Source organism: Pseudonocardia sp. NPDC046786 (genome assembly GCF_040645415.1).
GTDB classification, from domain to species: Bacteria; Actinomycetota; Actinomycetes; order Mycobacteriales; family Pseudonocardiaceae; genus Pseudonocardia; species Pseudonocardia kongjuensis.
On the sequence record NZ_JBEYYF010000001.1, the window covers coordinates 323611 to 349704 of the forward strand.

Consider the following 26094-nt stretch of genomic DNA (forward strand, 5'->3'; position numbering starts at 1 on the left):
TCCACGGCAGACTCGACCACATGTTCGACACAGGCACCACCACCAGCGCATCAACTGCCCCGGCCACCGCCACCCGCTGGTCCGAGATGCCGCCCGGTTCCGCGGTGGTGGCGGTTCTGGAGCGACCACCCGATCCCGGTGATCCCCCGGCCGAGCGGCTGGAGCGCATCGGCGCCTTCGAGCGAGTGATCAACAGCTTGCAGGCGCTGCAGAGCTGCGAGATCGCCGCACTCGTCGAGGGCGCCGAGTCCACGATGGCCCGGCACATCGCCGAGCACGATCCCGCTACCGACCCACCGCTGGGGTTGTTCGACACGGTCCCCGATGCACTGCAGTCGATCGTCGCGGAGCTGCGGCTCATGCTGCGGCTCACCACCGGATCCGCGTGGTACCGGGTCGACGAGGCCAGGGGCCTGTCCGCCGCCGAGCTCGCACCGGTCGCCGAGTTGGCGCGGGCCGGCCTGCTGTCCCGGTCCAAGGTCCTGCTTCTGGTGGAAGCCGCCACAGACCTGACACCGGAGCAGACCGAGCGGCTCCTCACCCGCGTCCTGCCGAAGGCTCCGGGCCAGACCACCGGTCAGCTGCGTGCAGCGATCCGCCGGTTCCTGACCGGTCTGCCGGACGGTGTCCGGGCCCGGCGCCGCGAGCGCCGGACCCTCGACCGCGGGGTACGGGTCCAGGCCGAGGCCGACGGCATGGCCACGCTGCGGGCGTTCCTGCCCGCCGCCGCGGCGACCGGCATCCTCGCCGTGGTCGACCAGCACGCCCGCGGCTGCGGCAGCGCCGATCCGCGCGGCATGGACGCCCGGCGGGCCGACGCACTGGTGGACCTCGTGCTGCGCGACACCGGCCGGGTGAGCGCCGGAACCGCGCTCGCCACCGGCGCCGCGAGCGCGGAGCCGACCGGGGTCCCGGGCCTGGCGTCCGCACCCGCGGGCGGCAGCCCGTTCGTGCGGAACACCGTGCGCGTGAACATCCATGTCACCGTCCCGCTCGACACCCTCACCGGCGCCGGGGACGAGCCGGCCGAGCTGGCGGGCTTCGGCCCGATCCCCGCGGAGGACGCCCGGGCCCTGGCCTTCGACCCGGCCTCCGTGTGGGACCGGCTGGTGACCGATCCGGTCACCGGCAAGGTGCTCGACCACGGCACGCAGCGCTACCGGCCACCAGCCGATCTGGCCAGGCTGGTGCGGTCGCGGCACGGCTGCTGTGCCCACCCCGGATGCCGGACGCCGGCCCACCGGTGCGACATCGACCATGTCGTCCCGTTCGATCCGGTGCGGGCGACCGGGCCGACCTCCGCGGGCAACACCGCCCCGCTCTGCCGTTCCCATCATCGGCTCAAGCACATGCCGGGCTGGCACGTCGAGATGCGGCCGAACGGCACGCTGGTCTGGACGACGCCGTCCGGGCACACCTACGAGGCGCAACCCTCACCGGTGGGGCCGGTGCGGGCCGAGGCGGGCCCGGCGCGCGGGCCGAGCCCCTGGGCCCGCGGGGAGGCGAGCGGACCGAGCCCCTGGGCCCGCGGGGAGGGTGCGGATGCGCGGGACCGGTTCGCCGAGGACGTCGCGGAGCCGCCGTTCTGACCGGCAACCGGACCGGTACCGACGGCCATCCGGAGCGGGAGGTGTCGCTCCGGATGGCCCCGCGGCCCCCACGGGTGCCGATCACGGAGCACACGCGGCCACCGGGCCGGGTGCGTCAGGGTGTCGAGAGGTGCGCGGCACGATCGTGGCGCGGTGATGCCGCCCGCAGAGGTGCCGGGGACACGTCTGCGTGACCTAACCTTCGCGCGTGTCCGGATCCCGCTCCACGCTGCCTGCCGCCGATCTCGCGCGGGTCGTGGTGTTCGCCGCCTTCATCGCAGTGCTCGGCCTCTTCCCCGGTTTCGGGGGTGTCGCCGGCGTCCCGATCGTCCTGCAGAACGTGGGCCCGATCATCGCCGGTGCGATCCTCGGCTGGAAGCTCGGCACCGCGTCGGTGGCGCTGCTCCTCGCACTGACCGCGATCGGCCTGCCGCTGCTGTCCGGCGGCCGGGGCGGGTTGGCCCCGTTCGTCGGGCCCAGCGCGGGCTTCCTCGTCGGGTGGCTGCTGTCCGCGCTGGTCACCGGCCTGATCGTGCAGCGGGCCAGGACCCGGACGTTGCCGGTGTTGCTGGTCGCCTGCCTCGCCGGGCTGCTCGCCGACTACCTGATCGGGATGCCGGTGCTCGGTCTGGTGGTCGGGGACCTGTGGTCCGGTTTCGTCCAGTCGCTGGTCTTCGTGCCCGGTGACCTGATCAAGGTCGTCCTCGCCGCCGTCATCGCCACGCTGGTGCACCGGGCCCTGCCCGATCTCCTCCCGACGCCGGCCCGCGAGCCGCGGGTCCGGTGACGGCGGGTCACGGTCGCACGGCCCGAGCGGATTCCACGACGACCGACCGACCGGCGCAGGCGGCGGGCCCAGCAGGCACATCCTCAAGGACCGAACAGACGAGAACGACCGAGCCGCAACGACCGACCGCGACGGTGCCCCCGCCCGGCACCGGCCGCACCTCGATCGTCCCACCCGACCTGCTCCCACCCGGCATGGCCGTGGCGACGGCCGTCGCTGCCGAGCACCTCCGCGCCCACGGCATCGGCCCCGGCGACCGTGTCGTGATCGACGCACCGGCACGCGTCCGGTGGTCCGTCCTGCCCCACCTGCTCGCCGTCGACCGGGCCGGCGCCGCAGCGCTGGTGGCCGATCCGGGCTGGTCGGACCGGGAACGCGCAGCCGTGCTCGCCGACACCGCACCCAGCAGGGTGCTCGACGTCAGTACCGCCGGAACCGGCTCAGGCACCGGCACCGGCACTGGCCGGCCCGAACCCGGGCAGCACCGGCCGACCGGCCCGCGCGGCCAGCCGGACGGCACGGACCCGTTCCTCCTCCCCACCACGTCCGGCAGCACCGGACCGCCCACCGTCCTCGCCCGCACCCGCGCCTCGTGGCTGCTCGGCTTCGACGTCCTCGGACCGCTGCCGGGCCCGGTCCTCGTCCCGGGCCCGCCGTCGTCGACGCTCTACCTGTTCGGCGCGCTGCACGCCCTGCACCACGGTCTCCGGCTCGTCACCACCGACCGGTTCGATCCCGCGGATCTCCCGGCAGGCGGTTCCGTGCACCTGGTCCCGGCGCTGCTGTCCACGCTGCTCGACGACCGGGACCGGCACCCGGACCGGCCCGCGCCGGCGGTGATCGTCTGCGGCGGCGCGCACGTCGCACCGGCCCTGCGTGAGCGCTGTACGCGGCTGCTCCCCGGCACCGTCCTGATCGAGTACTACGGCTCGGCCGAGCACTCGCTGATCGCGCTCCGCCGCGACACCGGACCGCTCCGCGCGGTCCCCGGAGTCCGGCTCGCGGTGCACGACGGCGTCCTCTGGGTGGACAGCCCGCAGACCGTTCTCGGCCGGCTGCGCGACGGCGTCCTGCAGCCGATCGGCCCCGGCCCGAGCACCGTCGGCGATCGCGCCGATCTCGGCCCCGACGGCGCGCTCACCGTGCACGGCCGGGCCTCCACGACGATCACCTCCGGCGGCACCCTGGTCGCGGTCGAGGAGGTCGAGCAGGTGCTGCGGGGCGTCCCGGGGGTCGCCGACGTCGTGGTCGCGGGCACCCCGCACCCCTCGCTGGGGGCGCTGGTCACCGCGGTCGTCGAGGCCACCGACGGCGTCGCGCCGTCCCGCCGGGCACTGCGGGCCGCGGTCCGGACGGCGCTGTTCCCGGCGAAACGCCCGCGTCGCTGGCTGCTCGTCCCGGCGCTCCCGCGGCTCGGCTCCGGCAAGCCCGCCCGGTCGGTGATCGACGACGCCCTGCGCGACGGCACCCTCGGCACGCGGCCGTTCCCCGAGCCGTCCGGTGGCCGGGCGTGACCGGCGATCTCACCCCGGTCGTGATCGCCGCCCGGCGGACCCCGATCGGCACCGCGGGCGGCGCGCTGCGCGCGTTCACCGTCGACGAGCTGGCCGCCCCGGTCCTCGCCGCGCTCGCGACGTCCCTCGACACCCCGGCCAGGACCGGCACCCCGGTCGACGACGTCCTGCTCGGCAACGTCTTCGGCCCCGGCGGCAATCCCGCGCGGGTCGCGGCCCTGCGCGCCGGGCTCGGCGACCACGTCCCCGGGATGACCGTCGACCGGCAGTGCGCGAGTGGGCTCGCCGCGATCGTCATCGCGGCCACCGCGATCCGGGCCGGAGCCGGCTCGGCGTACCTGGCGGGCGGCACCGAGTCCCCGTCGACGGCACCGGCGCGGCTCCGGCCGGACGGCACCGCCTACACCCGCGCACCGTTCGCCCCCGCCGGGTGGCCGGACCCGGACATGGGCCCGGCCGCCGACGCGGTCGCCGCCCGGTGCGGCGTCTCCCGGGAGCGGCAGGACGCCTTCGCCGCCCGCAGCCACGCCCGTGCCGTCGCCGCCCAGCGGGCCGGCCGGTTCGACGCCGAGATCGTCGCGGTCGGCGGCGTCGGCACCGACGAACGCCCGCGCGACCGGTTCACCCCGGAGCGCCTCGCCCGGTTCCGGCCCGCGTTCACCCCGGACGGCACCGCCACCGCCGCCAACTCCTGCGGCGTGAACGACGGCGCCGCCGCCGTGCTCGTCGTCTCCGAGCAGCGGCGCCGGGAGCTCGGCGTCCCCGGGCTCGCACTGGATGCCGCCGCCACCCGCGGCTGCGATCCCGCGCTGCTGGGTCTCGGCGCGGTCCCGGCCGTCCGGGCGCTGCCCGGTCCCGCACCGGACGTCGTCGAGTTCACCGAGGCGTTCGCCGGCCAGGTGCTCGCCTGCCTCGACGCCGGCGGCCTCGACGAGCGCACGGTCAGCCCGGACGGCGGCGCGCTCGCGCTCGGCCATCCGTGGGGCGCGTCCGGCGCGGTACTGGTGGTACGGCTGTTCCACCGGCTCGTCGTGCAGGGTCACGGTGAGACCGGTCTGGCGGCGCTGTCGTCCGGCGGCGGGCTCGGCGTCGCGACCCGCTGGCGGGTCGTCCGGTGAGGGGAAGACGATGATCGAGTTCAGCGGGGTCGGGCACCGCTACGGCGAGCGGACCGTGCTCGACGGCGTCGACCTCACGCTGCCCGAGCGCCGGGTCGCGCTGGTGGGCGCGAACGGCTCCGGCAAGTCGACGCTTGCCCGGACGGTCAACGGGCTCGTCACCCCCACCGCGGGGTCGGTCCGGGTCGACGGCCGCGACCCGGCCCGCCAGGGCTCGGCGGTCCGCCGTCGGGTCGGGTTCGTGTTCAGCGACCCGGACTCCCAGATCGTCATGCCGACCGCAGGTGAGGACGTCGCCTTCTCCCTGCGCCGCACCGTCCGCAACCACGCCGAACGCGCGCGGCGGGCCGCCGAGGTGCTCACCGGGTTCGGCCTGGGCGATCACGTCGAGCACCCGGCGCACCAGCTCTCCGGCGGGCAGAAGCAGCTGCTCGCGCTGTGCTCGGTGCTCGTGCTCGATCCGGACGTCCTGGTGTGCGACGAGCCCACCACCCTGCTCGACCTGCGCAACAAGCGGGCGTTCGCGCAACGCCTGGCCGGCCTGCGACAGCAGGTGCTGCTCGCCACCCACGATCTCGACCTGCTCGACGACTTCGACCGGGTCGTGGTCCTCGACGAGGGCCGGGTGGTCGCCGACGACGAGCCGGGCCCCGCCGTCGCGTACTACCGGAAGATCTGCGCGGCGTGACCCCGCTCGGCCTCTACGAGCCCGGCACCAGCCTGCTGCACCGGACGCCCGCCGGGCCGTCGCTGCTCGCGCTGCTGGTGTTCGCGGCGGGCACCGTCGCCGTCGCCGATCCGCGGCTGCTCGCCGGGGCGTGCGGGCTGGTCGCGCTCGGGTTCGTCGTCGCCCGGATCCCGTGGCGCCGGATCCGGCCGCTGCTGCGGACGCTGGTGCTGGTGCTGGTGCTGGTCGGCGGCATCCAATGGTGGCTGCTCGGGCCGGAGCGGGCGACGGTGATCGCGCTGCGGCTGGTCGCGGCGATCGGCGCGGCGACCCTGTTCACCCTGACGACCCGGGTGGACGACCTGGTCAGCGCGGTACAGCGGGCGATGGGGCCGCTGCGGCGGTTCGGCGTCGATCCGGAGACCGTCGGTCTTCTCGTCGGTCTGACGATCCAGTCGGTGGGGACACTGTCGGGGATCGCCGGGCAGGTCCGTGCGGCGGCGAAGGCGCGCGGGGCCGGCGGATCGGTGACGGCGTTCGCGGTGCCGTTCATGGTCCGCACGTTGCGGCACGCGGACGCGCTCGGCGAGGCGCTCGCCGCCCGCGGATGGGGCGACAGCGGCGACAGCCGGGAGGACGGGCAGGACGGGCAGGACGGCACGAACGACGGCCGTGGCGACCCCGGCAGCCGGACCACCGGCAGCACATCCAGCGCAGCCAGCGCAGCCAGCGCAGCCAGCGCCGACGATCCCAGGGCCGGCAGCGCCGATGGTGAGGCCCGTCGCCCGACCGGCACCCCCTGACCCCTCCGGCCCTCGGCAGCCCCGGCCCGGACCGTCCCGCCCGCGCCCCGGCTCGGCGAGCTCCCGAGCCGTGTGCCGCTCCGCCCGGCACCAGCGCCCCGGCACCGTCAGCAGTCCGGCACCGTCAGCAGCCTGGCACCGTCAGCCGGTCGGGACCGGCTCGTCCGGCTCGGGGGCGGGCTCGCCCGACGGCACGTCCGGCTTGGCGGGCACCTCCTCGTCCGGATCCTGCTTCCCGGGATCCGGCGAGCGATCGGGATCGGCGGCCATCGTGGTCGTCATGCCTCCCGGGTACCGCAGGCGCGGCCGGCCGAAACACCCGCACATACAGTTGTTGCAGTAATTGCTGCAATGACTGTACGGTCATCTCATGACACCGACGGAACCTGAGCTCGACTTCGTCGACGAGGTGGCCGCGTCATTCGAGCGGGAGGGCATGCCGCTGATCACCGGACGGGTGATCGGCTGGTTGTTGATCAGCGACCCGCCGGAGCAGTCCGCCGCCGACCTGGCCGCCGTGCTGGGTGTGAGCCGCAGCTCGATCAGCACCGCGACCCGGATGCTGACGCCCGGCGGGCTGGTCGAGCGGGTGCGCCGCCGGGGCGACCGCGTCGAGCTGTTCCGGATCGCACCGGACGGCTGGAGCCGGATGCTGGCCGCCCGGTACGCACGGGCGACCGAGTTCCGGGCGGTGCTCGAACACGGGTTGGACGCCCTGACCGGCGCCCCTGCGGCCCGTCGCGAACGGCTCGCGCACGTGCACGAGCTCTACCTGTTCCTGGAGGCCGAGCTGCCGGCGCTCTGGGAACGCTGGGAGGCAGGCCGCGCGCAGCAACACGACGCCGGAGGAGACCGATGACCACCCTGCGCGAACACGTGATCGACCGCCCCGAGGGGCGGCTGCACGTCCACCTGGCCGGCGACACCGGCCCCCCGGTGCTGCTGCTCTCCGGCGCCGGGATGGACAACGCGAATCTCAGCTGGGCCCGGATGATCCCGGACCTCGCCCGCGACCACCGGGTGATCGCACCGGACTGGCCGAAGCAGGGCCGCAGCCGCCCGTGGCACGGTCGCGCCACGCACGACGTCCTGCTCCGCACGATCACCGACGTGCTCGACGACCTCGGCGTCGAGCGGGCCGCCGTCGTCGGGCTGTCCCAGGGTGGTGCGCTGACGCTGGCCTACGCGATCGAGCATCCCGAGCGGGTGGAACGCCTGGTCGCGCTGGCCCCGGCCGGAACGCTGTCGTTCCCCCCGGTCGTCCATCAGCTGCTGTGGCTGACGGCGAAGCTGCCGCTGCTGAACCGCACGCTGCCGAACCTGGCCTTCCGGAACCGGCCGACCGTCGCGTGGTTCGTCCGGAGGGCGCTGTTCGGAGCCGGCGTCCCGGACGACTTCGACGCGATCGTCGACGAGTGCCTGGCCGAGGCCCGCCGGGGTGGCGCGACCAGCTCGGACTGGCAGAACGACTCGATCGGGTTCCGGCGGATGCGGGTCGACCTGCGACCCCGGCTGGGGGAGATCCGGTGCCCGGCGCTGTTCGTCCAGGGCGACCGGGACGCCGGGGTCCCGGTCGCGCGCACCCGGGAGGTGGCGGCCGCCGTGCCGGGTTCCCGGCTCGAGGTGCTGCCCGGGCGCGGGCACTGGTCGAACCGGGAGTCCCCGGACGAGGTGAACGCCCTGGTCAGAGCCTTCCTCGCGGAGGGTCGCTGATCAGATCAGGTCCCAGGTGAGCGGTGTGCCGCGGGCGACGTCGCGGGTGAAGGTCCGCCCCAGGACGGTCCCGATGGTGTCGGTCGGCAGTCCGCCTGCGGGCCGGATGGAGCGCACGTTCTCCTCGGTCACCTTGTCCCCGGCGGCGACGTCGGCGACGACGTAGAGCGACCGGCGCAGCGCCAGGGTGTCCCGCTCGGACTCCCGCGGCCCGAACCGGGCGGGGCCCATCGCACGCCGGGCCACGTCGGTCTCGGTGACGAGCGCGGCCAGCTCGGCGGGCTCCAGCGAGAAGTCGGAGTCGACGCCGCCGTCGGCCCGCTGCAGTGTCACGTGCTTCTCGATCGCGACCGCGCCGAGTGCGACGGCGGCGACCGGGACGCCGATCCCCGGGGTGTGGTCGGACAGTCCGATCGGCACGCCGAACGCCTCGCGCAGCGCGGGGATCGTCTGCAGGTTCGCGTCCGCCGGGTCGGCCGGGTACGAGGCCGTGCAGGCGAGGAGCACGATCTCGGTCGCCCCGCCCTCCCGGGCGGCGGCCAGCGCGGCGTCGATCTCGGCCAGCGTCGCCATCCCGGTCGAGACGACCAGCGGCTTCCCGGTGGCGGCCATCGCCCGGATCAGCGGCAGGTCGACGAGCTCGGCGGAGGCGACCTTGTAGGCCGGCGCGTCGAGGGACTCCAGCAGCTCGATCGCCGTCGGGTCGAACGGCGACGAGAACGGGACGAGGCCCAGCTCGCGGGCCCGGGTGAACAGCGGCTCGTGCCACTCCCACGGCGTGTGCGCCTGCTCGTAGAGCTGGTAGAGGTTCCGCCCGCCCCACAGGCCGTGGTCGTCGCGGATCCGGAAGGCCGGGCCGTCGGCGTCGATGGTGATGGTGTCGGCCCGATAGGTCTGGAACTTCACCGCCTGCGCACCGGAGCCCGCGATCGCCTCGACGATCTCCAGGGCGCGGTCCAGCGACCCGTTGTGGTTGCCGGAGACCTCGGCGATGACGAAGGGCTTCTCGCCGGGGCCCACGCGGTGGCCGCCGAGCTCGATCGGGTCCGGGGTGCGCATGTCCCCGAGGGTAGCCAGCGTCCCCGACAGCGTTCCGGGCGACGGACGGACGTGACCGGGTTCGGCTGGAACATCTGCTGGGCGTCGCGCGACACCGTGCGTCGATGTCCGTGCCGGCGACGGCAGGAGGCCCGGCGATCGACCGGAGTGTCCTGGGAACGGCCTCCGCGGACCCGCCGGACACCCCGCGAGCACGACGTCCACCACGAACACCACACACACCCACGGAACAGATCGAGCCACCCGGTCCCTCGAAGATCATCAAGAAGGGCCCCGGGCTTGACCCGACGGGGTCTCGACGGAGCCGAACGATCCGGCGGCCTCGTCCTCGACCAGCCCGTACTGCCGGGCCGCTTCGCCCAGCCGGGCGCACGCCTCGTCGAGCTCGGCGACGTGTGCCCGATGCGCAGCGAAGATCGAGTCGATCTTCGCCTGGAACATCCGCTGGGCGTCCCGCGACACCGGATCGTCGCCGCAGCGCCCGATGTTCGCCAGCCCGTACGCTTCCCTCAACGCCTTCTGGATGGAGCGGGCCTGCTGGGCGAGTGCGTCCCGGACCTGCAACACGTTGCCGATGTCGATCTGCGTCATCAGGCTGTCCGAGGCGGTCCCGCGGGGCAGTCGTGCGTCGATGTCCATGCCGGCGAACCGTAGGAAGCTCGACCTCCGACGGAGCCCGGTCCGGCGGAACCGGTTCGCTCGCGCGAACGCTCAGGGCGCCGCCGCGCCGAGGTTCCGGATCGCCGTCGACGCGAGGGACCTGGCCCGGCCGCACACCGTCTCGAACGACGGGATACCGGTCGCGTCGTCCTTGGTCGCCTGCGCCTGGACCCGGATCGCCTGGGCGTCGGAGACGTCGACGTAGACGCTGCAACCCGGCGCCGACGCACCGTGCGCCGTCGCCACGACCACCCCGTACCCATCGATGACATCGACCGTCGTGTCCTCGCCACCGACCGCGACCACGGCAGCGTCGGCGATCGTCTGGACCCCGTAGTTGTAGCCGTCGACGTAGTTGCTCCACCCACAGATGCGGGTCGGACCGTTGGACAGCTCCCCGGTACTGGCCTCCCCCGGTTCGACACCCAGCTCGGCCTGCTCCTCCGCGGTGAGAGCGCGACAGAGGTCGACGGTGGACACGTCGATCTCGGCCGGACGCTCCGGGAAGGGGCTCTCCGGCTCGCCGCTACCGCACCCGGCGAGCAGCGCACCCACCGTGACCAGCACGAACAGGATCAGGACAGGGCGGGCCACCTGGACCTCCGGAGAACTCGGAAGATCCACAGGCTAGTGCCGGACCGGCCCCCGCGGACGCGATCGGCGGAACCGGCGGCCGTCCCTCACTTGCGCGCGAGCACCATCACCTCGGACACCGTGCCCTCGGAGTCCTGCCCGTACAGCCCGGCGTCGGAGTCGACGAGCTCGTAGTGGTCGAAGAACTCCAGGTAGCGGTGCCGCAGCATGGGCTCCCGGACGTTCGGCTTGCCGGTCGGCGAGTTGCGCAGCAGCAGCCAGCGGGCGCCGAGATCGGTGACGAGGTTCGCGTAGTTCTGCACCACCTCGGGCTCCATCTCCTGGAACGAGATGAAGTTGGCGAACAGGTCGACGGTCCCGGTCAGCCGCGGCAGCTGCCACGGGCAGAGCACCGTCGCGGGCTCGGCGATCTCGTCGATCACGATCTTCTCCTGCTCGCGGGTCGCCGCGTAGTCGAGCACCCGGGAACCACCGAGCACCTCGCGCAGGTAGTGCGTGGCGACCGCGGCGACCGGCGGGATGTCGACGTCGATGTAGCGGATGCCGTCGTTGCGCGGGACCAGGATCTCGCCGAGCGTGCCGAACCCACCGCCGATCTCCAGCACCGTCGAGACGTCCAGATCGGGGGCGGCCCGCTTGAGCATCACCAGGCCACGCAGGTAGTTCAACGACGAGCGGCTGAACCGGCGGCCGTCGAACACCAGCTGCTCGGTCGGGGCGCCGACCGTCGACTCGGAGAAGCCGTCCAGGTACGGGGCCCGGTCGGCGGGATCGAGCGCGCGCACGGTGGCGTGGTGCGCCCGCGCCACCGGGACCTGGTCGATCCGCTCGGAGATCAGCTTGCCGGGCGTTCCGGCCATGCCGAACGCGCGCGACAGCGCCGCCGCCGGACGCGAGACGGGCGCGTACCGCGGCGCGTAGAAGAAGGTCGCGCTCGGGTGCCTGCGGAACTCGGCGAAACCGCGCTCACGCAGGTCGGCGACCACCTTCTCCAGCCCCGTCTGCCAGAAGTTCGTCGGCCGGTAGAGTTCCGGCGCGCCTTCCAGATCAGACAGCATCAGCTCGAGCAGCGTCCTGGGGTCCACCGGACCACCGTACGAAATGTCACGTGAGTCCGGTTCGTTGCCCCACCGTCCCGGGACGCCGCGAGCGGGGGCGATAGCCTGCCCGGGCGGCGCACGACAGCCGTCCGGCCGTGACGAAGGAGTGGACGTGGTCGCCGACACCGGCACCTGGGTGGTGGTCCCCGTGTACAACGAGGAGACCGTCATCGCCGACGTCGTGACCGAGATCCGCACCCGGTTCCCGAACGTCGTGTGCGTCGACGACGGCAGCCGCGACGCCTCCGCCGAGCGCATCGCGGGCACCCGGGCGCATCTCGTCCGGCACCCGATCAACCTCGGCCAGGGCGCGTCCCTGCAGACCGGGATCGACTACGCGCTGCGGCAGGGCGCGAAGCGGATCGTCACGTTCGACGCCGACGGCCAGCACGACATCGACGACGCCGAGCGGATGGCCGCGATCGTCCGCGACGGCGAGGCCGACGTCGTGCTCGGGTCGAGGTTCCTCGCCTCCACCGAGCCGATCCCGCTGCTCAAGCGGATCGTGCTGCGCACCGTCGCGACCCTGTCGCCGGCCAGCCGCAAGCTGAAGCTGACCGACGCGCACAACGGCCTGCGGGTGCTGTCCCGGCCGGTCGTGGAGGAGCTGCGGATCTCGATGAACGGGATGGCGCACGCCTCCGAGATCGTGGCGGCGCTGGCCTCCTCGTCGTGGCGGATCCGTGAGGAACCGGTCACGATCCGCTACACCGAGTACTCCCGGTCCAAGGGCCAGTCGTTGTTCAACGGGGTGAACATCCTGTTCGACCTCTCCGTCCGACAGAGGTGACGCCGTGATCGTGCAGATCGTCCTCGTGGCCGCGGCGCTGGCGGCGCTCGTCTACTTCGTCCGCAGCGGGCAGAACGTCGGGATCCGGGCCAGCAAGCGGCTCGCGTTCGGCCTGTTCGTGCTGCTCAACATCTACGCGGTGCTCCGCCCGGAGGACGTCACCGCGCTCGCGCGGATGGTCGGCGTCGGCCGCGGGACCGACCTCATCGTGTACCTGCTGGTCGTGGCGTTCGTGTTCGGGATGCTGAACACCTACCTGCGGGACCGGGAGATCAGCCAGCACCTGACCAACCTGGCCCGGCAGATCGCGATCCGGGACGCCGAGCTGGCCCGGCGCGAGGAGGAGCTCACCGCGATGCTGCGGCGGCACGAGGCGCCGGACGCCGGGAGCGCGGAGACTGCGGAGACCACGGTCGGCGCCTCGCCGAACGGCAGCCGCTCGGCCAGGGATCACGAGACGACGTCCTGACGGCCGATGCGAGCGGGTGACGCACCCGTCCGTATGCTCCGCCGCGTGCGCGTGCTCAGTGTCGTCGGTGCCCGGCCGCAGTTCGTGAAGCTGGCCCCGGTGGCCGCCGCGGCCGCCGGACGGGTGGAGCACCTCATCGCCCACACCGGCCAGCACTACGACGCCAACATGAGCGACGCGTTCTTCGCCGATCTGGGCATCCCCGCGCCGGACGTCAATCTCGGTGTCGGCTCGGGCAGTCACGGCGCACAGACCGCGGCGATGCTCGAGGGGCTCGAGAAGGTCGTGCTGGAGACCCGGCCGGACTGGGTGCTGGTCTACGGCGACACGAACTCCACGCTCGCCGGCACGCTCGCCGCGGTGAAGCTGCACGTCCCGGTGGCGCACCTGGAAGCCGGGTTGCGATCGTTCAACCGGCGGATGCCCGAGGAGCAGAACCGGGTCCTGACCGACCACGCGGCGGACCTGCTGCTCGCTCCCACCGAGACCGCGGTCGGGCACCTGGGTCGGGAGGGGCTGGCCGAGCGGACGGTGCTGGTCGGCGACGTCATGACGGACGTGCTGCTCAGGGTGCGCGAATCGGTGGCCGGCGCCCCGCTGCCCGTCCCGGGCATCGAGCCCGGCGGGTACCACGTCGCCACCGTGCACCGGCCGGACAACACCGACGAGCCCGGACGGCTGCGGGCGATCGTGGCCGGGCTCGCCGCGGTCGACGGCCCGGTGCTGCTGCTCGCCCATCCACGGCTCAGGAGCCTCGCCGAGCGGCACGGGATCGCCCTCGACACCGGCTCGATCCGGGTCTGTGACCCGCTCGGCTACCCCGAGCTGGTGAACGCGGTCGCGCACAGCCGTGGCGTGATCACCGACTCCGGCGGGCTGCAGAAGGAGGCGTTCCTGCTCCGCGTTCCGTGCACGACGCTGCGGCCCGAGACCGAGTGGGTCGAGACGGTCGATCTCGGCTGGAACGTGCTGTTCGACGAGGGCTTCAACCGGCTGGCCGCGATCGTCGCCCGGCCCGCGCCGCAGGCGACGGAGGCGACCCCGTACGGCACCGGCGCGGCGGCCGCCGCGGTGATCGACGCCCTGGAGTCAGCCCGGGTCGGGTGACGGGCGGGCCGGCACCACGCTGCGGGTGGCGCATTTCTGCTCGATCCACCGTGCGGCTCGCCTGCCGGTGGAACGCAGCGAGGCGTTCTCCTCGGTCCAGCGCACGAGATGATCGGGATCGATCGCGGCGCCCGTGAGCAGATCGATCATCCGGTCCGCGACGTCGTCCGGGTTGTGGTCGGCGACCAGCCCCAGCCCGTTGTCCCGGACCAGGGCAGCGGCGTCGCCGGCGCCGGCGAACAGGACCGCGGTGCCGCAGGCGGTCGCCGCGTAGATCTTGGTCGGGCGGGCGAAGTCGTACCCCCGGCCGGGCACGATGCTGACCAGCGCACCCCGCGCGGACCGCAGCAGCCGGGCGGCCGCCTCCGGCGGGACGATCCCGCCGAACTCGACGGCTCCGGGCGCCAGTCGCGAGGCCAGCTCACGCAGCTCCGGCTCGGCCGATCCCTGGCCGAGGAAGACCAGCCGCGCGTCCGGCACGCTCCGGCGGACCTTGGGCAGCGCCCGGACGAACACGTCCGCCCCCTGCCACTCCGACATCGTCCCGGTGTAGACCAGCAGCGGCCCGGGGTCGTCCTCCTGGTGCGGACCGGGGGTGAACGTCGCGGTGTCGATACCGTTCGACACCACCTCGACCCGCCCGGGGGTGGCACCGAGTGCGACCGCCCGCTCCGCCACGCCGTCGGACACCGCGAGCACCCCGGTCGCCCGCCGCAGCGCGATCCGTTCCAAGCCGCGCATCACCGCGACCACCGGTCGTGGTGCCCCGGCGGCGACCAGCGCGTCGCTCCAGATGTCGGCCGCGTAGTAGAAGAACGGCACACGTCGCAGTGCGCAGACCGCCGCGACGACCACACCGGTGCTCGGCGGCGGTTCGCAGACCACCGCGTCCATCCGGCGCAGGAGCAGGCGGAACGCGAGCGGGACGTCGAAGCTCGCGTACTGCAGGTAGCCGCGGACGCTGCCGCTGCGGTCGCGCAGCACCGGCCGGCGCAGCACCCGGGCACCGGTCTCCGGTGGCGGTCCGGCGGCTTCCGGGGCCCTGGTCGTGAGCACGGTGACCTCGTGGCCCGCCCCGGCGAGCGCGTCGGTCAGCGCGCGGAGGCGGAACGCCGCCGCGGCGACCTCCGGGACGAACAGGCGGGACGCCAGCACGACCCTCATGCGGGCACCCCCTCCATCCGCGCTGCGGCCCCCGCGCTGATCAGCCACTCCGCGGTGCGCAGCGTCGCGAGCCCCTCGGCCAGCGTCACGATGCCGGTCCCGATGCCGAGGACGGCGTCACGGAAGCTCTCGTGCTCGGTGCGCAGCGGCTCCGGCTTGGGGATGGCGAACCGGGTCACGTCGCCCTCGCTGACGCCGCGGAAGTTCGCGACGGAGTCCCACTCCGTGTCGATGACGCCGTTCCCGTGGAAGGTGAGATCCGCGGTGAGGGTGTCGGCCACGAACGCCCCCTTCTCGCCGGTCACCACCGTGACCCGCTCCTTCATCGGCGACAGCCAGTTGACCAGGTGGTTCGTGATCACCCCGTTCGCCAGCCGGCCGGTCGCCGCGACCATGTCCTCGTGCTCCCGGCCCGACCGGCTGGTGACCTGCGAGTGCAGCTCCACGTAGGACGACCGGGCGAGCCACATCGTCAGGTCGATGTCGTGGGTGGCCAGATCCTTGACGACGCCGACGTCGGCGATGCGCGCCGGGAAGGGCCCCTGCCGTCGAGTGGCGATCTGGTAGATCTCGCCGAGATCGCCGTTCGCCATCCGCGCACGCAGCGACTGCAGCGCCGGGTTGTACCGCTCCACGTGACCGACGGCGCCGACCAGCCCGCGCGCGGTGAACGCCTCGGCGAGCCGCTCCCCCGCCTCGACGCTGTGCGCGATCGGCTTCTCGATCAGCGTGTGCACCCCGGCCTCGGCGAGCGCCAGGCCGACGGCCTCGTGCTGCGCGGTGGGCACGGCGCAGACCGCCATGTCGATGCCGGCCTCGATGAGCTGGTGCACGTTCTCCAGCGCGGTCAGCGGCCCGGCGACACCGTGCACGTCGCCGAACGGGTCCGCGACGGCGACCAGCTCGACCCCGCTGGTCTCGCGGACGACCCGGGCGTGGTGCCTGCCCATCATCCCGAGTCCGATGATGCCCACACGCAGATCGCTCATCAGGCTCCCGCCCTCGCCAGCGCGTTGACCGCGGTGACGATCCGTTCCCGGTCCTCGTCGTCGAGTGACGGGTGCACCGGCAGCGACAGCACCCGGTCCTTCGCCCACTCGGTGTTCGGCAGCCGCTCCTCCCTGGCGAACGCGGGCAGCCGGTGCACCGGCGTGGGGTAGTAGACGCCCGCACCGATCGCGTACTCCTCGCGCAGCGCGGCTGCGAAGCCGTCGCGGTCCTCGGGAACGGTGATCGTGTACTGGTGGTAGACGTGCACGACGCCGTCGCCGACGGCGGGGAGCCCGACACCGCGCAGGTTCGCGTCGAAGAACTGGGCCGTTGCCCGGCGGGCCTTGGTCCGCTCCGGCAGCGCCGCGAGCTGGACCCGGCCGATCGCCGCGTGGACGTCGGTCATCCGAGCGTTGAAGCCGACGATCTCGTTCGCGTACTGGGTGGCCATGCCCTGGTTGCGCAGCAGCTGCACGGTCCGGGCCAGCTCGCCGTCGGCGGTGGCGACCATGCCGCCCTCGCCGGAGGTCATGTTCTTGGTCGGGTAGAGGCTGAACGCCCCGAACCGGCCGAAGGTCCCGGCGAGCCGGCCGTGCAGGCTCGCGCCGTGCGCCTGGGCGGCGTCCTCGTAGATGTCCAGGCCGTGCTCGGCCGCGATCCGCTCCAATCCGCCCATGTCGGCCGGGTGGCCGTAGAGGTGGACCGGCATGATCCCGCGGGTCCGCTCCCCGACCAGCGCTTCCACATGCGCGGGATCGATCGTGTAGTCCGCGCGCCGGATGTCGGCGAAGACCGGGGTGGCACCGGTGAGTGCCACCGCGTTCGCCGTCGCGGCGAACGTGAAGGACGGGACGATGACCTCGTCACCCGGTCCGACGCCTGCGGCCAGCAGGCCCAGATGCAGGGCGGACGTGCCGGAGTTGACGGCGACCGCCGCGCGGCCGTCGAGCAGGTCGCGCCCGAACTCCTGCTCGAACGCGGCGACCTCCGCACCCTGCGCCAGCATCCCCGAACGGAGCACGGCATCGACCGCACTGCGTTCGGCACTACCCACTACCGGCTTCGCTGCCGGAATGAATTCAGTGCTCACCCGGTGTCCTTGTTACGCCTATGTGTCGGAGCGACAGTATCTCCACCTGCCTGACGTGGATCGCAGGGTCCATCCCCGACACACGCCGTGCATGTTTTCGACACCTGAATGCAACAACGCTCGAAGGGGCCCCGGCGATACGTTCACCGGGCGAGCCGAGCGGCGGGTCGTGTCAGGAGCCCCCGGAACGCCCGGAGCGCCCCGGCCACGGCAACCGGGCGGCGTCCCTCCGGTTGAGGGCGATCCATCCGATGAGGAACACGAGCGCCGCAACCACGTCGAGGCCCAGCGGCAGGCCGAACCGGTCCTGCGCGTCGTACAGCACTGCGAGCACGACGACCGCCGCGGCGATCCTCAGGTAGAGCCTGGCCCAGCGCTGCCGGGAGGTGCGCCAGACGTACCCGATCGGGATCGCGGCGATGACCAGAGTCCCGGCCAGGTAACCGGTGGCCACCCCGATCCCACCGGACGACGGCGCCACGACGGCCCAGACCGCCGCGCCGACCACCAGCCCGGTCAGGCTCGCCGCGACGTTGATCGCCATTCCGCGCTGCGACCGGGCCGTCATCGCGTTCACCGCGACGACCCCGAGCGTCGTGCAGAGCACGGCGACCGCGAGGACGGCGAGGATCGGTGCGGCGCCGGCGTAGGTGTCGCCCCAGACGACCCGGATCAGCAACCGGCTGCAGAGCACGATCGACCCGAAGACGGCGACGACGACGACGGCCAGCGACCGGTTGGCCTGGTCGGTGCGGGCACGGAACGCCGCCTCGTCGGCCCGGCCCAGGGTCTCGGACAGCGCAGGCAGCAGCACCAGTGACAGCGACACCGCGAGCATCGACGCGGGCGTGGCGAGCGCGACCGCCGCCGCGTACTCCCCGGCCCCCTCGTCCCCCGAGACGAGCCGGGTCACGATCTGGGAGAGCTGGAGGAACCCGGCGCTCGCGAGCGAGCCGACCGCGCCGAGCGCGACGAAGCCGTCCATCTCCCGGCGCCGGGCGGGCTCCGGTTTCCCGCCGCCGCCGAACGGCCAGCCCGCGACGGCGTACACGCCGTAGGCGACGGCGAGCGGGAGCACCAGCGCGACCCCGCGGACACCGCTCAGCAGCATGAGCGTCAGCGTGACCAGGCCGAGCGCGACACAGAGGACGTCCCAGCTGGTGGCCCGCAGGGTCTGACCGGTGCCGAACTGGACGCCCCGGGTGAAGCTGTAGCCCGAGTAGCCGATGGTGAGCAGCGCGACGGCGAGTGCGCCGGTCAGGCTTCCGCCGTCCAGGTAGACCCACACCGGGATTGCCGCGGCCGCGAGCACCAGCACCGCAAGCAGCATCCGGCGTCGCAGGTGGGCGGCGACCGCACGCGCCTGGTCGACCGATCCGGCCCCGCGCGCCCTGGCGAGGAACTTCGACGCCGCGCTGCCGGTCGAGGTCGGCCAGAGCAGCGCGAGGATCGTGGCCGCCGCGATCGCCGACGCCACGACGCCCAGCTCGGCCTGCCCCGCGAGCCGGCCCACCAGCCAGGAGGTCGCGAACCGGAGCACCCCCTGGGCGAGCAGCCCGGTCACCGCGAGCGAACCGCCACGGGTCAGTGAGGTCGGGGTCGGGTCGTCCAGCCGGACCGGGGTGAACATCCGGCCGAGTACCGGACGGATCCCGGTCATCCGCGGTCCGCCAGGACTTTCCGGTGCAGGCCGGTCACGACGTCCACCGCGGACGCCACCCCGTGCACCGACCGGGTCCAGCCGCGGACCGCCGCGGGATCGTGCGGCTGGGTGCCGTCGAGCACGGCGGCGACCGCGTCGGCGGCGTCCCCCGCGGGGACGGCGAGCACCGGCGGACCGTCGTAGAGCGGTAGCGGGTCCGGGACGACGAGCGGCGCACCGGCGGCCAGCGCCTCCAGCTCGCTCGCCGCGAGGATGCCGGCTGCCTGCCCGACGACCACCGACGCGCCGGCCAGCAGCGCGAGGTAGCCGGCGTGCCCGGTCCGCGGCACCAGCCGGACACCGGACGCCGCCGCCTCGCCGGCACAGGGCCCCCAGTCCAGGCCGGTCAGGTCGATCCGGTCGCCGAACCGGGCGATCAGCTCCCGGGCGACGGCGAGCTGGGTGCCGACGCCCTTGTCCGGGCTCCAGCGGGACGCGAACACCACCCGCCGGCGGTCGTCCGGCGCCCACTCCGGCACCGCGTCGACGTCGATCGGGACCGGCAGGTACACCGCGTCCGGCCGGTGCGCCAGCACGTGCTCGGCCAGGTCCGGGGTCGAGTAGAGCACCGCCTCCGCGCTGCGCAGACCGTCCACGATGGACGATCGCCGGGCCGGGTCGTACTGCGCGGTCCGGACGTCGGTGCCGTGACAGTGCACGACGTAGCGGGGTGCGCCCAGGCGTGAGTGCGCCAGCGTCGACGCCGAGTGGACGTGCACGATGTCGTGCCTGCGCGCGGCCACCGCCAGCCGGGCGACCCACGCCGCCCCGATCGCCGCGCGTCGCGCCCGCCCGGTGATCCCCCGCCACTCCTGGTCCGGTGCCGCCTTCGGCAGCAGCGTCCAGTCCAGCCCGCGCCGGTGCGCCTCGGTGATCATCCGCTCGGCCGTGAACGCGGCGTCGTTCACGTGCAGCACCGACGGCGACGACATGCGCGCGATCGTAGAGACCGGCAGGTCCCTAGACTGCGGCGCCATGGTCGACGGAGCGCCACGGCGGCGGATCCTCTGCATCTCGTTCTCCGACATCACCGCGGACGCCCGGGTGCTGCGCCAGCTCGATGTCCTCACCGGGCTCGGCGACGTGACGACGGTCGGCTACGGCGACGCCCCGGCCGGGGTCCACGAGCATCTGTCCGTCGATCCCGGCCTCGCCTCGCTGCCGCAGACCCTGGGTGGTGTCGCGCTGCTGGCCGCCCGGCGCTTCGACACCGTCGAGCTGCGCGCGCCGGCGCTCCGGGCGGCGGCCGAGCTGCTGGCCGGCCGCAGCTTCGACGTCGTGATCGCCAACGAGGCGCGGGCGATGGCGCTGGCCCACCGGGTGGCTCGCGGCGCGCCGGTCCTCGCCGACATGCACGAGTGGGCGCCCGAGGAACGCTCGCACGTGACGTCCTGGCGGCTGCTCGTCCGGCCCTTCATGTACCACCAGTGCCGCAAGTACCTGCCACTGATGTCGACCGTGACGACCGTGAACCAGGCGATCGGCGAGCTGTACCGGGACCGGTTCGCCACCCCGTGCCGGATCGTGCGCAACGCCGGGCCGTTCCACGACATCGCACCGAGCCCGCCGGCCGAGGGCCGGATCCGGCTGGTGCACAGCGGTGGTGCGGTGCCGGGCCGGAACATCGAGGCCCTGATCGAGGCCGTCCGCGGACTGGACGAGCGGTACACGCTCGACCTGTACCTGGTGCCGGGCCGCGACGGCGGCCGGTACCTGGCGAAGCTGCGTGACCTGATCGGCGGCGACCCGCGGATCGCGCTGCGCGATCCCGTCCGCCCGCACGAGCTCGTCCCCGTCCTCAACGGCTACGACGTGGGCATCTACAGCCTGCCGCCGCTCACCCCGAACCACCGCCTGATGCTGCCGAACAAGATCTTCGACTTCGTCCAGGCCCGGCTCGCCGTGGTGTTCAACTCCGCTCCCGAGACCGACCGGCTGATCACCGGCCACGGGTTCGGCACGATCGCCCCCGACCACACCGCGGCGGCGATGCGCGACACCCTCGCCGCGCTCACCCCCGAGCAGGTCGCCGGGTACAAGCAGGCCGCGCACCGCGCCGCCGCCGTGCTCAACTCGGCCGAGGACGCCGCGGTCACCCGCGCCGCCGTCGCCGAGCTGCTCGGGGACAGCGCTCAGCCGGTCTCGCGCAGCGAGCCGCCGTCCTCGGTGTAGACCGCACCGGACGACGGGCAGTGCCACTGCCCGTCCTTCTCCACCAGCGGGACGCCCGCCCGGCCCACCCAGCCGATCCGGCGGGCCGGGACGCCGACCATCAGCGCGTGCGCCGGAACGTCCCGGGTCACGACGGCCCCCGCCGCCACGGTCGCCCAGGCCCCGATCGTGACCGGTGCGACGCACACGGCGCGGGCGCCGATCGAGGCTCCCTCGCCGACCGTGACCCCGACGGAGTCCCAGTCGGATGCGCTCTTCTGCGTGCCGTCCGGGTTGACCGCCCGCGGGAAGGTGTCGTTGGTGAGCACGACCGCCGGTCCGATGAAGACACCCGCGGCCAGCTCCGCCGGCTCGTAGACGAGCGCGTGGTTCTGGATCTTCGAGTTCTCCCCGACCCGCACCCCGGTACCGATGTAGGCCCCGCGGCCGACGATCGAGTTCGCGCCCAGCTCGGCGTCCTCACGGACCTGGGCGAGGTGCCAGACCTTGACGCCGTCACCGAGCCGGGCGGAACCGGCCACGTCGGCACCGGGGGCCACGTACGGCTCAGGCACGGCCGATCACCCGGTACGTCACGCCCGGCCAGCGGTCCTCCGAGCTGATCCGCCTGCCGTCGACCAGCACCCGCACACCCGGCAGTCGGTCCGGCCCCAGCTCGGCGTACCCGGCGTGGTCGGCCTGGATCACCGCGGCGTCAGCCGGATCGTCCAGGTGGTACGGGTCGAGCCCGAGGGCGGTCAGCTCGTCGTCGGAGTACAGCGGGTCGTGCACCAGCGGCACCGCCCCGCGGTCGCGGAGCGCGGCGACCGTCGGGAAGACCCCGGAGAACGCCGTCTCCTTCACCCCGCCCCGGTAGGCCGCGCCGAGCACCGCCACCCGGGCACCGGTCAGGTCGCCGAAGGCGCCCTCCAGCAGTCCCACGGTGTAGGCGGGCATCGACGCGTTCGCCTCCCGCGCGGCCCGCACGACGGTCGCGTCCGGGTCGTTCCACAGGTAGAGCCGCGGGTAGACCGGGATGCAGTGCCCGCCGACGGCGATGCCCGGCTGGTGGATGTGGCTGTAGGGCTGCGAGTTCGCGGCCTCGATCACCCGGTGCACGTCGATGCCGGTCGCGCCGGCGAACCGCGCGAACTGGTTCGCGAGGCCGATGTTCACGTCCCGGTAGGTCGTCTCGGCCAGCTTCGCCAGCTCGGACGCCTCGGCCGAGCCGAGATCCCAGACGCCGTTCGGCCGCGGGAGGTCGGTGCGCCCGTCGAAGTCGAGGACGGCCGAGTAGAACGCGACGGCGCGCTCCGCGCCCGCGGCGGAGAGGCCGCCGACCAGCTTCGGGTACTTGCGCAGGTCCGCGAACACGCGTCCGGTCAGCACCCGCTCCGGCGAGAAGACGACGTGGAAGTCGATCCCCTCGGCCAGCCCGGAGCCCTTCTCCAGCATCGGCTTCCACCGGTCGCGGGTGGTCCCGACGGGGAGCGTCGTCTCGTAGGAGACCAGCGTGCCGGGGGTCAGGTGGGCCGCGAGCTCCTCGGTCGCCGCGTCCAGCGAGCGGAAGTCGGGACACGCCTCCTCGTCGACGAAGAGCGGGACGACCAGCACGACGACGTCGGCCGACGGGACGGCGTCGGCGTAGTCGGTCGTGGCGCGCAACGCTCCGGACGGCACGAGCTCGGCGAGCGCGGCGGCGAGGCCCGCCTCGCCGGGGAACGGCTCGACACCCTCGTTGACCAGCCGCACGACGTCCGGGGCGATGTCGACCCCGACGACGGTGTGGCCCTTCGACGCGAACTGGGCGGCCAGCGGGAGGCCGATCTTGCCGAGTCCGATGACTGCGATGTGCACGGGACAGGTCCTCCGGAAGCGGTGCGGACGTCGGCGGCGAGCCTACGGGCGGGGCCGGTCCGGCTCGTCGACGGTGTGGCGACGGACGACCGGAGCCGGGTGGGCGCTACCGTGTCGCGTTCGCTCGACGAGGCACCGGACGCCGGAGTTGGAGGTTCCGATCGACCGCATGATCCTGCTCGCGGCCCTCGTGACGGCCCTGCTCCCGGGCGCCGCGCTGGTGTTCGCCCTCCGGCTCCGCTCGCCGCTGCTGTCGGCCGCGGTGATCCCGACCGCGTCGGTCGGGCTCCTGCTCGCCGTCGCCACGGCGGCCGCCCCGCTCGGCCTGCCGTTCTCCCCCGCCGTCGTGGGGAGCGTCGTCGCACTCCTGCTGGCGGTGGGGCTGCTGCGGCGGCTGCGCAGCGGCGGTCTCCCCGAGCGGCCGGCGTACCGGCGCCCCACCGCACCGGCGGTCGTCGGGCTGCTCGGCGGCCTGGCCGGCGCCGCCCTCGCGGCCCGCATGTGGCTGCGCGGATTCGGCGGTCTCGACCGGATCCCGCAGGAACACGACATGATCACCCACCTGTTCCTGGTCGGGTACATCGAACGTTCCGGTGAGGCGGCGCCCTGGCTGATCCGACCGATCGATGTGCTCACCCGCGAACCGGTGCGGTTCTATCCCGGGGGCGGGCACCTGACCCCGGCGCTGCTGTCCCGGCTCGGGGCGGACCCGGTCGTCGCGATCAACGCCGTCACCGTCGTCTGTCTCGCCGTCTGCTGGGTCGTGTCGGTGGCCGTGCTGACGGCGGTGGCCGCCCGCCGGATCGGCACCGGCCCGGGAACCGCCTGGCTCGCCGCGGGCACGGCTGCGGTGATCGCGCCCGCGCTCTACCGGCCCGGCGTCCATCTCATGCACGACGGGGGCATCTACTCGGCGGCGGTGGCCCTCGCGCTCGCCCCGGGGCTGATCGCGGCGCTGCTCCTCACCGCCGACCGGCCCGGTGTCCCGGCCGCGGTCGCGTGCGGGGCAGGGGCCGGCGGGCTCCTGGCCGTCCACCCGAGCGCGGCGGCCACCGTCGCCGTCAGCGTGGCGACGTGGCTGGCCGGTGACCTGTTCGGACGCGACGGGTGGCAGCGGATCCGCCGCGCGATGCCGGTGCTGCTGGGCGCCGGGATCGTCGCGGGCGCGCTCGCGCTGCCCCTGGTCCTGCAGGGCGGTGACTCGGCGGGGGCGACCGGATCGTTCCCGGTCAACCGGCAGGGTCTCCCGCTGGGCGACTCGATCGGCAGCGCGACCAGCCTGGTCTACGGCGGCTACCTCGACCCGGCGCGCGCGATCGGGCCGGCCGGCCTCACCGTCCTGTACCTCTACGGCGTGCTCGTGGTGGTCCGCGCGTGCGGTGGGCTCGGCCTCGTCGCGGCCTGGGCGAGCTGGACCGCGATCACCGTGTCGACGATGTTCGCGCCCGCCCAGGGACCGCTCCGGATGCTGACCGGGCTGTTCTACAACGACCAGCCGAGGATCTGGTCGCACGTCGCGATGTTCGTACCCTCCCTGGCCGCGCTCGGGGTGGTGCTGACCGTGACCGGCGCGGTCCGGTGGGCCCGGCGCCGGGTGCGCCGGCCGCTCCCGGTGCCGCTGCGGCCCCGTCCGGTCGCCTCGGCGCTGGTGCTGGCGGCGATGGCGGTGCTCGTCGCGGTCCCGGTCGGGCGGGCGATGGCGACGAACACCGAGGCGATCAGCACCCGGTACGCGCATCCGGACTTCGTCCGGGTCGGACCGGACGATCTCGCCGCCGTCCGCTTCCTGGCGGGGCGGGTCACCCCGGGCGAGCGGGTACTGAACTCGGCGAACGACGGTTCGATCTTCCTCTACGTCGACGCCGGCATTCCGATCGTCAACACGACGACGCTCGGCACCGGCGCGGCTCCGTACACCTACCAGCTGATGCGGTCGTTCCGGGACTATCCGGAGGACCCGGAGATCCGTCGGATGCTGCGCGATCTCGACGTGGGGTGGGTCTACGTCGACTCGGAGGCACCCGGGATCGGGGCGGGGGGAGCACCCGAGGGCTGGGTGGACGCCTCGACTAGGTTCACGACCGCACCGGGCCTCACCGACCTCGACCACGCGCGGTTGCCCGGCCTCACGCCGGCCTTCCGGAGCGGCACGGTCACGGTGTACCGGCTGGACCTCGATGCAATCGACCCGCCCGCCTGACGGAGCGGCCCGGAGGAAACATGCGTGTGCTCGTGACCGGCGGAGCCGGCTTCATCGGTTCCACCCTGGTCGACGCCCTGGTCGCCCGGGGCGACGAGATCCTGGTCGTCGACGACCTGTCGTCCGGCAAGCGGGAGAACCTCCCGGCCGGCGTCGAGCTGGCCGAACTCGACATCCGCGACGCCGAGGGGCTGGCCGCGCTGGCGGACCGGTTCCGGCCGGACGCGGTGCACCACCTGGCCGCGCAGATCGACGTCCGGACGTCGATGGCCGATCCGCTGCACGACGCCTCGGTGAACGTCCTCGGGACGCTCTCGGTGCTGCGGGCAGCGCAGGCATCCGGGGCGGGCGCGGTCGTGGTCTGCTCCACCGGCGGCGCGATCTACGGCGACGGCGCCCCGCTCCCGACCACCGAGAGCGAGCCGGCCGATCCGGAGTCGCCGTACGGGCTGAGCAAGCTGGCCGCGGAGCGCTACACCCGGTTCTTCGTGCGGGCGCACGGGCTGCCCGCGCTGGTGCTGCGGTTCGCGAACGTCTACGGCCCGCGTCAGCACCCGTCGGGCGGCGCGGGCGTGGTGTCGCTGTTCTGCGACCGGGCGCGCACCGGCGGGCGGCCGACGGTCTTCGGCGACGGCGGCCAGACCCGCGACTTCCTGTTCGTCGGCGACATCGCGCGGGCCGCGCTCGCGTCCGCCGACCGGCTCGCCGCCGGGGAGCTGGCTGGCGAGGTGTTCAACGTCGGCACCGGCACCGAGTCGACGATCACCGAGCTGGCCGCGACGATCGGCCGGGTGGCCGGCCTCGACCCGGCGGCGTTCACCCCCGAGTTCGAGCCGGCCCGGCCGGGCGAGCTGCGGCGCAGCTGCCTGGACCCGTCCCGCGGCATCGCCGCGCTGGGGCTCCCGCAGCCGACCGCCCTCGCCGACGGGCTGGCCGCGACCTGGGCCTGGCACACCGCACGCGGGTGAGC

At 73.9% G+C, this 26094-nt stretch carries 26 protein-coding genes; 14 read left to right on the plus strand and 12 right to left on the minus strand.

The genetic code is table 11. The features are described from left to right. The first annotated feature begins 20 nt into the window (after positions 1–20). From ABZ881_RS01640 to ABZ881_RS01665, 6 genes are all read left to right on the plus strand, one after another. Entirely contained in the window at positions 21–1589 is a 1569-nt protein-coding gene (locus ABZ881_RS01640; protein ID WP_358480928.1) for a DUF222 domain-containing protein, read from the plus strand. A gap of 208 nt (positions 1590–1797) precedes the next feature. Further along, positions 1798–2376: a biotin transporter BioY gene (locus ABZ881_RS01645; protein WP_358480930.1), complete on the plus strand. Its 579-nt coding sequence runs from the start codon at positions 1798–1800 to the stop codon at positions 2374–2376. 134 nt (positions 2377–2510) lie between these two features. Continuing rightward, complete coding sequence (locus ABZ881_RS01650) at positions 2511–3890, plus strand: class I adenylate-forming enzyme family protein (RefSeq protein WP_358480931.1); 1380 nt, start codon at positions 2511–2513, stop codon at positions 3888–3890. Then, positions 3887–5008, plus strand: a complete 1122-nt coding sequence (locus ABZ881_RS01655; protein ID WP_358480933.1) for a thiolase family protein — start codon at positions 3887–3889, stop codon at positions 5006–5008. The genes ABZ881_RS01650 and ABZ881_RS01655 overlap by 4 nt, the downstream gene beginning before the upstream one ends. A 10-nt stretch (positions 5009–5018) precedes the next feature. After that, positions 5019–5696 carry an ABC transporter ATP-binding protein gene (locus tag ABZ881_RS01660; RefSeq protein WP_344024205.1) on the plus strand — a complete coding sequence of 226 codons (678 nt, stop codon included), beginning with the start codon at positions 5019–5021 and terminating at the stop codon, positions 5694–5696. Next, positions 5693–6478 (plus strand): energy-coupling factor transporter transmembrane component T, encoded by a 786-nt coding sequence (locus tag ABZ881_RS01665; RefSeq protein ID WP_358480935.1) that lies wholly within the window; start codon positions 5693–5695, stop codon positions 6476–6478. Before ABZ881_RS01660 ends, ABZ881_RS01665 begins: the two co-directional genes overlap by 4 nt. 141 nt (positions 6479–6619) lie before the next feature. On the opposite strand, the gene ABZ881_RS01670 is transcribed toward ABZ881_RS01665, so the two are convergent. Next, positions 6620–6760: a hypothetical protein gene (locus ABZ881_RS01670; RefSeq protein WP_358480937.1), complete on the minus strand. Its 141-nt coding sequence runs from the start codon at positions 6758–6760 to the stop codon at positions 6620–6622. Positions 6761–6848: 88 nt separating this feature from the next. Here ABZ881_RS01670 and ABZ881_RS01675 point away from each other — a divergent pair, with 88 nt between their 5' ends. Together ABZ881_RS01675 and ABZ881_RS01680 are read left to right on the plus strand one after the other, a co-directional pair. After that, positions 6849–7337, plus strand: a complete 489-nt coding sequence (locus tag ABZ881_RS01675) for a MarR family transcriptional regulator (RefSeq protein ID WP_358480938.1) — start codon at positions 6849–6851, stop codon at positions 7335–7337. Then, positions 7334–8191, plus strand: coding sequence for an alpha/beta hydrolase (locus tag ABZ881_RS01680; RefSeq protein ID WP_358480940.1), 858 nt, complete (start codon positions 7334–7336; stop codon positions 8189–8191). The genes ABZ881_RS01675 and ABZ881_RS01680 overlap by 4 nt, the downstream gene beginning before the upstream one ends. Here ABZ881_RS01680 and pseI read toward each other — a convergent pair whose 3' ends face one another. From pseI to ABZ881_RS01700, 4 genes are all read right to left on the minus strand, one after another. Next, complete coding sequence (gene pseI / locus ABZ881_RS01685) at positions 8192–9250, minus strand: pseudaminic acid synthase (protein WP_358480942.1); 1059 nt, start codon at positions 9248–9250, stop codon at positions 8192–8194. It lies immediately after the preceding gene. 261 nt (positions 9251–9511) lie between these two features. Continuing rightward, positions 9512–9889 carry a hypothetical protein gene (locus tag ABZ881_RS01690; protein ID WP_358480944.1) on the minus strand — a complete coding sequence of 126 codons (378 nt, stop codon included), beginning with the start codon at positions 9887–9889 and terminating at the stop codon, positions 9512–9514. A gap of 72 nt (positions 9890–9961) precedes the next feature. Then, positions 9962–10504: a DUF3558 family protein gene (locus ABZ881_RS01695; RefSeq protein ID WP_358480945.1), complete on the minus strand. Its 543-nt coding sequence runs from the start codon at positions 10502–10504 to the stop codon at positions 9962–9964. A gap of 86 nt (positions 10505–10590) precedes the next feature. After that, positions 10591–11589 (minus strand): putative sugar O-methyltransferase, encoded by a 999-nt coding sequence (locus ABZ881_RS01700; protein ID WP_358480947.1) that lies wholly within the window; start codon positions 11587–11589, stop codon positions 10591–10593. Between the two features lie 127 nt (positions 11590–11716). On the opposite strand from ABZ881_RS01700, the gene ABZ881_RS01705 reads away from it, so the two are divergent. Genes ABZ881_RS01705 through wecB form a run of 3 tightly spaced genes read left to right on the plus strand, consistent with a single transcriptional unit; the run spans position 11717 to position 13970 of the window. Beyond that, positions 11717–12394 (plus strand): glycosyltransferase family 2 protein, encoded by a 678-nt coding sequence (locus tag ABZ881_RS01705; RefSeq protein WP_344024185.1) that lies wholly within the window; start codon positions 11717–11719, stop codon positions 12392–12394. Between the two features lie 4 nt (positions 12395–12398). Beyond that, the gene (locus ABZ881_RS01710; RefSeq protein ID WP_358480948.1) at positions 12399–12863 is read left to right on the plus strand and encodes a DUF2304 domain-containing protein; all 465 of its coding nucleotides are present in this window, start codon (positions 12399–12401) and stop codon (positions 12861–12863) included. A gap of 45 nt (positions 12864–12908) precedes the next feature. Then, positions 12909–13970: a UDP-N-acetylglucosamine 2-epimerase (non-hydrolyzing) gene (gene wecB / locus ABZ881_RS01715; protein ID WP_358480949.1), complete on the plus strand. Its 1062-nt coding sequence runs from the start codon at positions 12909–12911 to the stop codon at positions 13968–13970. Here wecB and ABZ881_RS01720 read toward each other — a convergent pair. The 5 genes from ABZ881_RS01720 to ABZ881_RS01740 all read right to left on the minus strand — a co-directional run bounded on the left by ABZ881_RS01720 (position 13953) and on the right by ABZ881_RS01740 (position 19848). Further along, positions 13953–15134 carry a glycosyltransferase family 4 protein gene (locus ABZ881_RS01720; RefSeq protein WP_358480950.1) on the minus strand — a complete coding sequence of 394 codons (1182 nt, stop codon included), beginning with the start codon at positions 15132–15134 and terminating at the stop codon, positions 13953–13955. The genes wecB and ABZ881_RS01720 overlap by 18 nt on opposite strands. Then, positions 15131–16123, minus strand: a complete 993-nt coding sequence (locus ABZ881_RS01725; protein WP_344024177.1) for a Gfo/Idh/MocA family oxidoreductase — start codon at positions 16121–16123, stop codon at positions 15131–15133. Before ABZ881_RS01725 ends, ABZ881_RS01720 begins: the two co-directional genes overlap by 4 nt. Then, a complete protein-coding gene (locus ABZ881_RS01730; RefSeq protein ID WP_358480952.1) occupies positions 16123–17214 on the minus strand; it encodes a DegT/DnrJ/EryC1/StrS family aminotransferase in 1092 nt (363 codons plus the stop codon). Before ABZ881_RS01730 ends, ABZ881_RS01725 begins: the two co-directional genes overlap by 1 nt. A 172-nt stretch (positions 17215–17386) precedes the next feature. Beyond that, positions 17387–18874 (minus strand): oligosaccharide flippase family protein, encoded by a 1488-nt coding sequence (locus ABZ881_RS01735; RefSeq protein ID WP_358480955.1) that lies wholly within the window; start codon positions 18872–18874, stop codon positions 17387–17389. After that, entirely contained in the window at positions 18871–19848 is a 978-nt protein-coding gene (locus tag ABZ881_RS01740; protein WP_358480957.1) for a hypothetical protein, read from the minus strand. Before ABZ881_RS01740 ends, ABZ881_RS01735 begins: the two co-directional genes overlap by 4 nt. Positions 19849–19891: 43 nt before the next feature. Between ABZ881_RS01740 and ABZ881_RS01745 the strand changes: the two genes are divergently transcribed. Next, positions 19892–21088: a hypothetical protein gene (locus ABZ881_RS01745; protein ID WP_358480959.1), complete on the plus strand. Its 1197-nt coding sequence runs from the start codon at positions 19892–19894 to the stop codon at positions 21086–21088. On the opposite strand, the gene ABZ881_RS01750 is transcribed toward ABZ881_RS01745, so the two are convergent. Both ABZ881_RS01750 and ABZ881_RS01755 read right to left on the minus strand, forming a co-directional pair. Continuing rightward, positions 21049–21642, minus strand: a complete 594-nt coding sequence (locus tag ABZ881_RS01750; protein WP_358480961.1) for an acyltransferase — start codon at positions 21640–21642, stop codon at positions 21049–21051. The genes ABZ881_RS01745 and ABZ881_RS01750 overlap by 40 nt on opposite strands. After that, positions 21635–22924 (minus strand): nucleotide sugar dehydrogenase, encoded by a 1290-nt coding sequence (locus ABZ881_RS01755; protein WP_358480963.1) that lies wholly within the window; start codon positions 22922–22924, stop codon positions 21635–21637. Before ABZ881_RS01755 ends, ABZ881_RS01750 begins: the two co-directional genes overlap by 8 nt. Positions 22925–23093: 169 nt before the next feature. On the opposite strand from ABZ881_RS01755, the gene ABZ881_RS01760 reads away from it, so the two are divergent. Both ABZ881_RS01760 and ABZ881_RS01765 read left to right on the plus strand, forming a co-directional pair. Next, positions 23094–25124 (plus strand): DUF6541 family protein, encoded by a 2031-nt coding sequence (locus ABZ881_RS01760; RefSeq protein WP_358480964.1) that lies wholly within the window; start codon positions 23094–23096, stop codon positions 25122–25124. 20 nt (positions 25125–25144) lie between these two features. Beyond that, on the plus strand, positions 25145–26092 hold the full coding sequence (locus tag ABZ881_RS01765) for an NAD-dependent epimerase/dehydratase family protein (protein ID WP_358480966.1): 948 nt from the start codon (positions 25145–25147) through the stop codon (positions 26090–26092). The last annotated feature ends 2 nt before the right edge of the window (positions 26093–26094 follow it).

Coding starts and splice junctions, on each gene's coding strand:
- ABZ881_RS01670 (WP_358480937.1), bottom strand. CDS start 6,760: ATGACGACCACGATGGCCGCCGATCCCGATCGCTCGCCGGATCCCGGG.
- ABZ881_RS01740 (WP_358480957.1), bottom strand. CDS start 19,848: ATGTCGTCGCCGTCGGTGCTGCACGTGAACGACGCCGCGTTCACGGCC.
- ABZ881_RS01680 (WP_358480940.1), top strand. CDS start 7,334: ATGACCACCCTGCGCGAACACGTGATCGACCGCCCCGAGGGGCGGCTG.
- ABZ881_RS01720 (WP_358480950.1), bottom strand. CDS start 15,134: ATGAGGGTCGTGCTGGCGTCCCGCCTGTTCGTCCCGGAGGTCGCCGCG.
- ABZ881_RS01640 (WP_358480928.1), top strand. CDS start 21: ATGTTCGACACAGGCACCACCACCAGCGCATCAACTGCCCCGGCCACC.
- ABZ881_RS01765 (WP_358480966.1), top strand. CDS start 25,145: ATGCGTGTGCTCGTGACCGGCGGAGCCGGCTTCATCGGTTCCACCCTG.
- ABZ881_RS01735 (WP_358480955.1), bottom strand. CDS start 18,874: ATGACCGGGATCCGTCCGGTACTCGGCCGGATGTTCACCCCGGTCCGG.
- ABZ881_RS01760 (WP_358480964.1), top strand. CDS start 23,094: ATGATCCTGCTCGCGGCCCTCGTGACGGCCCTGCTCCCGGGCGCCGCG.
- ABZ881_RS01745 (WP_358480959.1), top strand. CDS start 19,892: ATGGTCGACGGAGCGCCACGGCGGCGGATCCTCTGCATCTCGTTCTCC.
- pseI (WP_358480942.1), bottom strand. CDS start 9,250: ATGCGCACCCCGGACCCGATCGAGCTCGGCGGCCACCGCGTGGGCCCC.
- ABZ881_RS01725 (WP_344024177.1), bottom strand. CDS start 16,123: ATGAGCGATCTGCGTGTGGGCATCATCGGACTCGGGATGATGGGCAGG.
- ABZ881_RS01675 (WP_358480938.1), top strand. CDS start 6,849: ATGACACCGACGGAACCTGAGCTCGACTTCGTCGACGAGGTGGCCGCG.
- ABZ881_RS01690 (WP_358480944.1), bottom strand. CDS start 9,889: ATGGACATCGACGCACGACTGCCCCGCGGGACCGCCTCGGACAGCCTG.
- ABZ881_RS01660 (WP_344024205.1), top strand. CDS start 5,019: ATGATCGAGTTCAGCGGGGTCGGGCACCGCTACGGCGAGCGGACCGTG.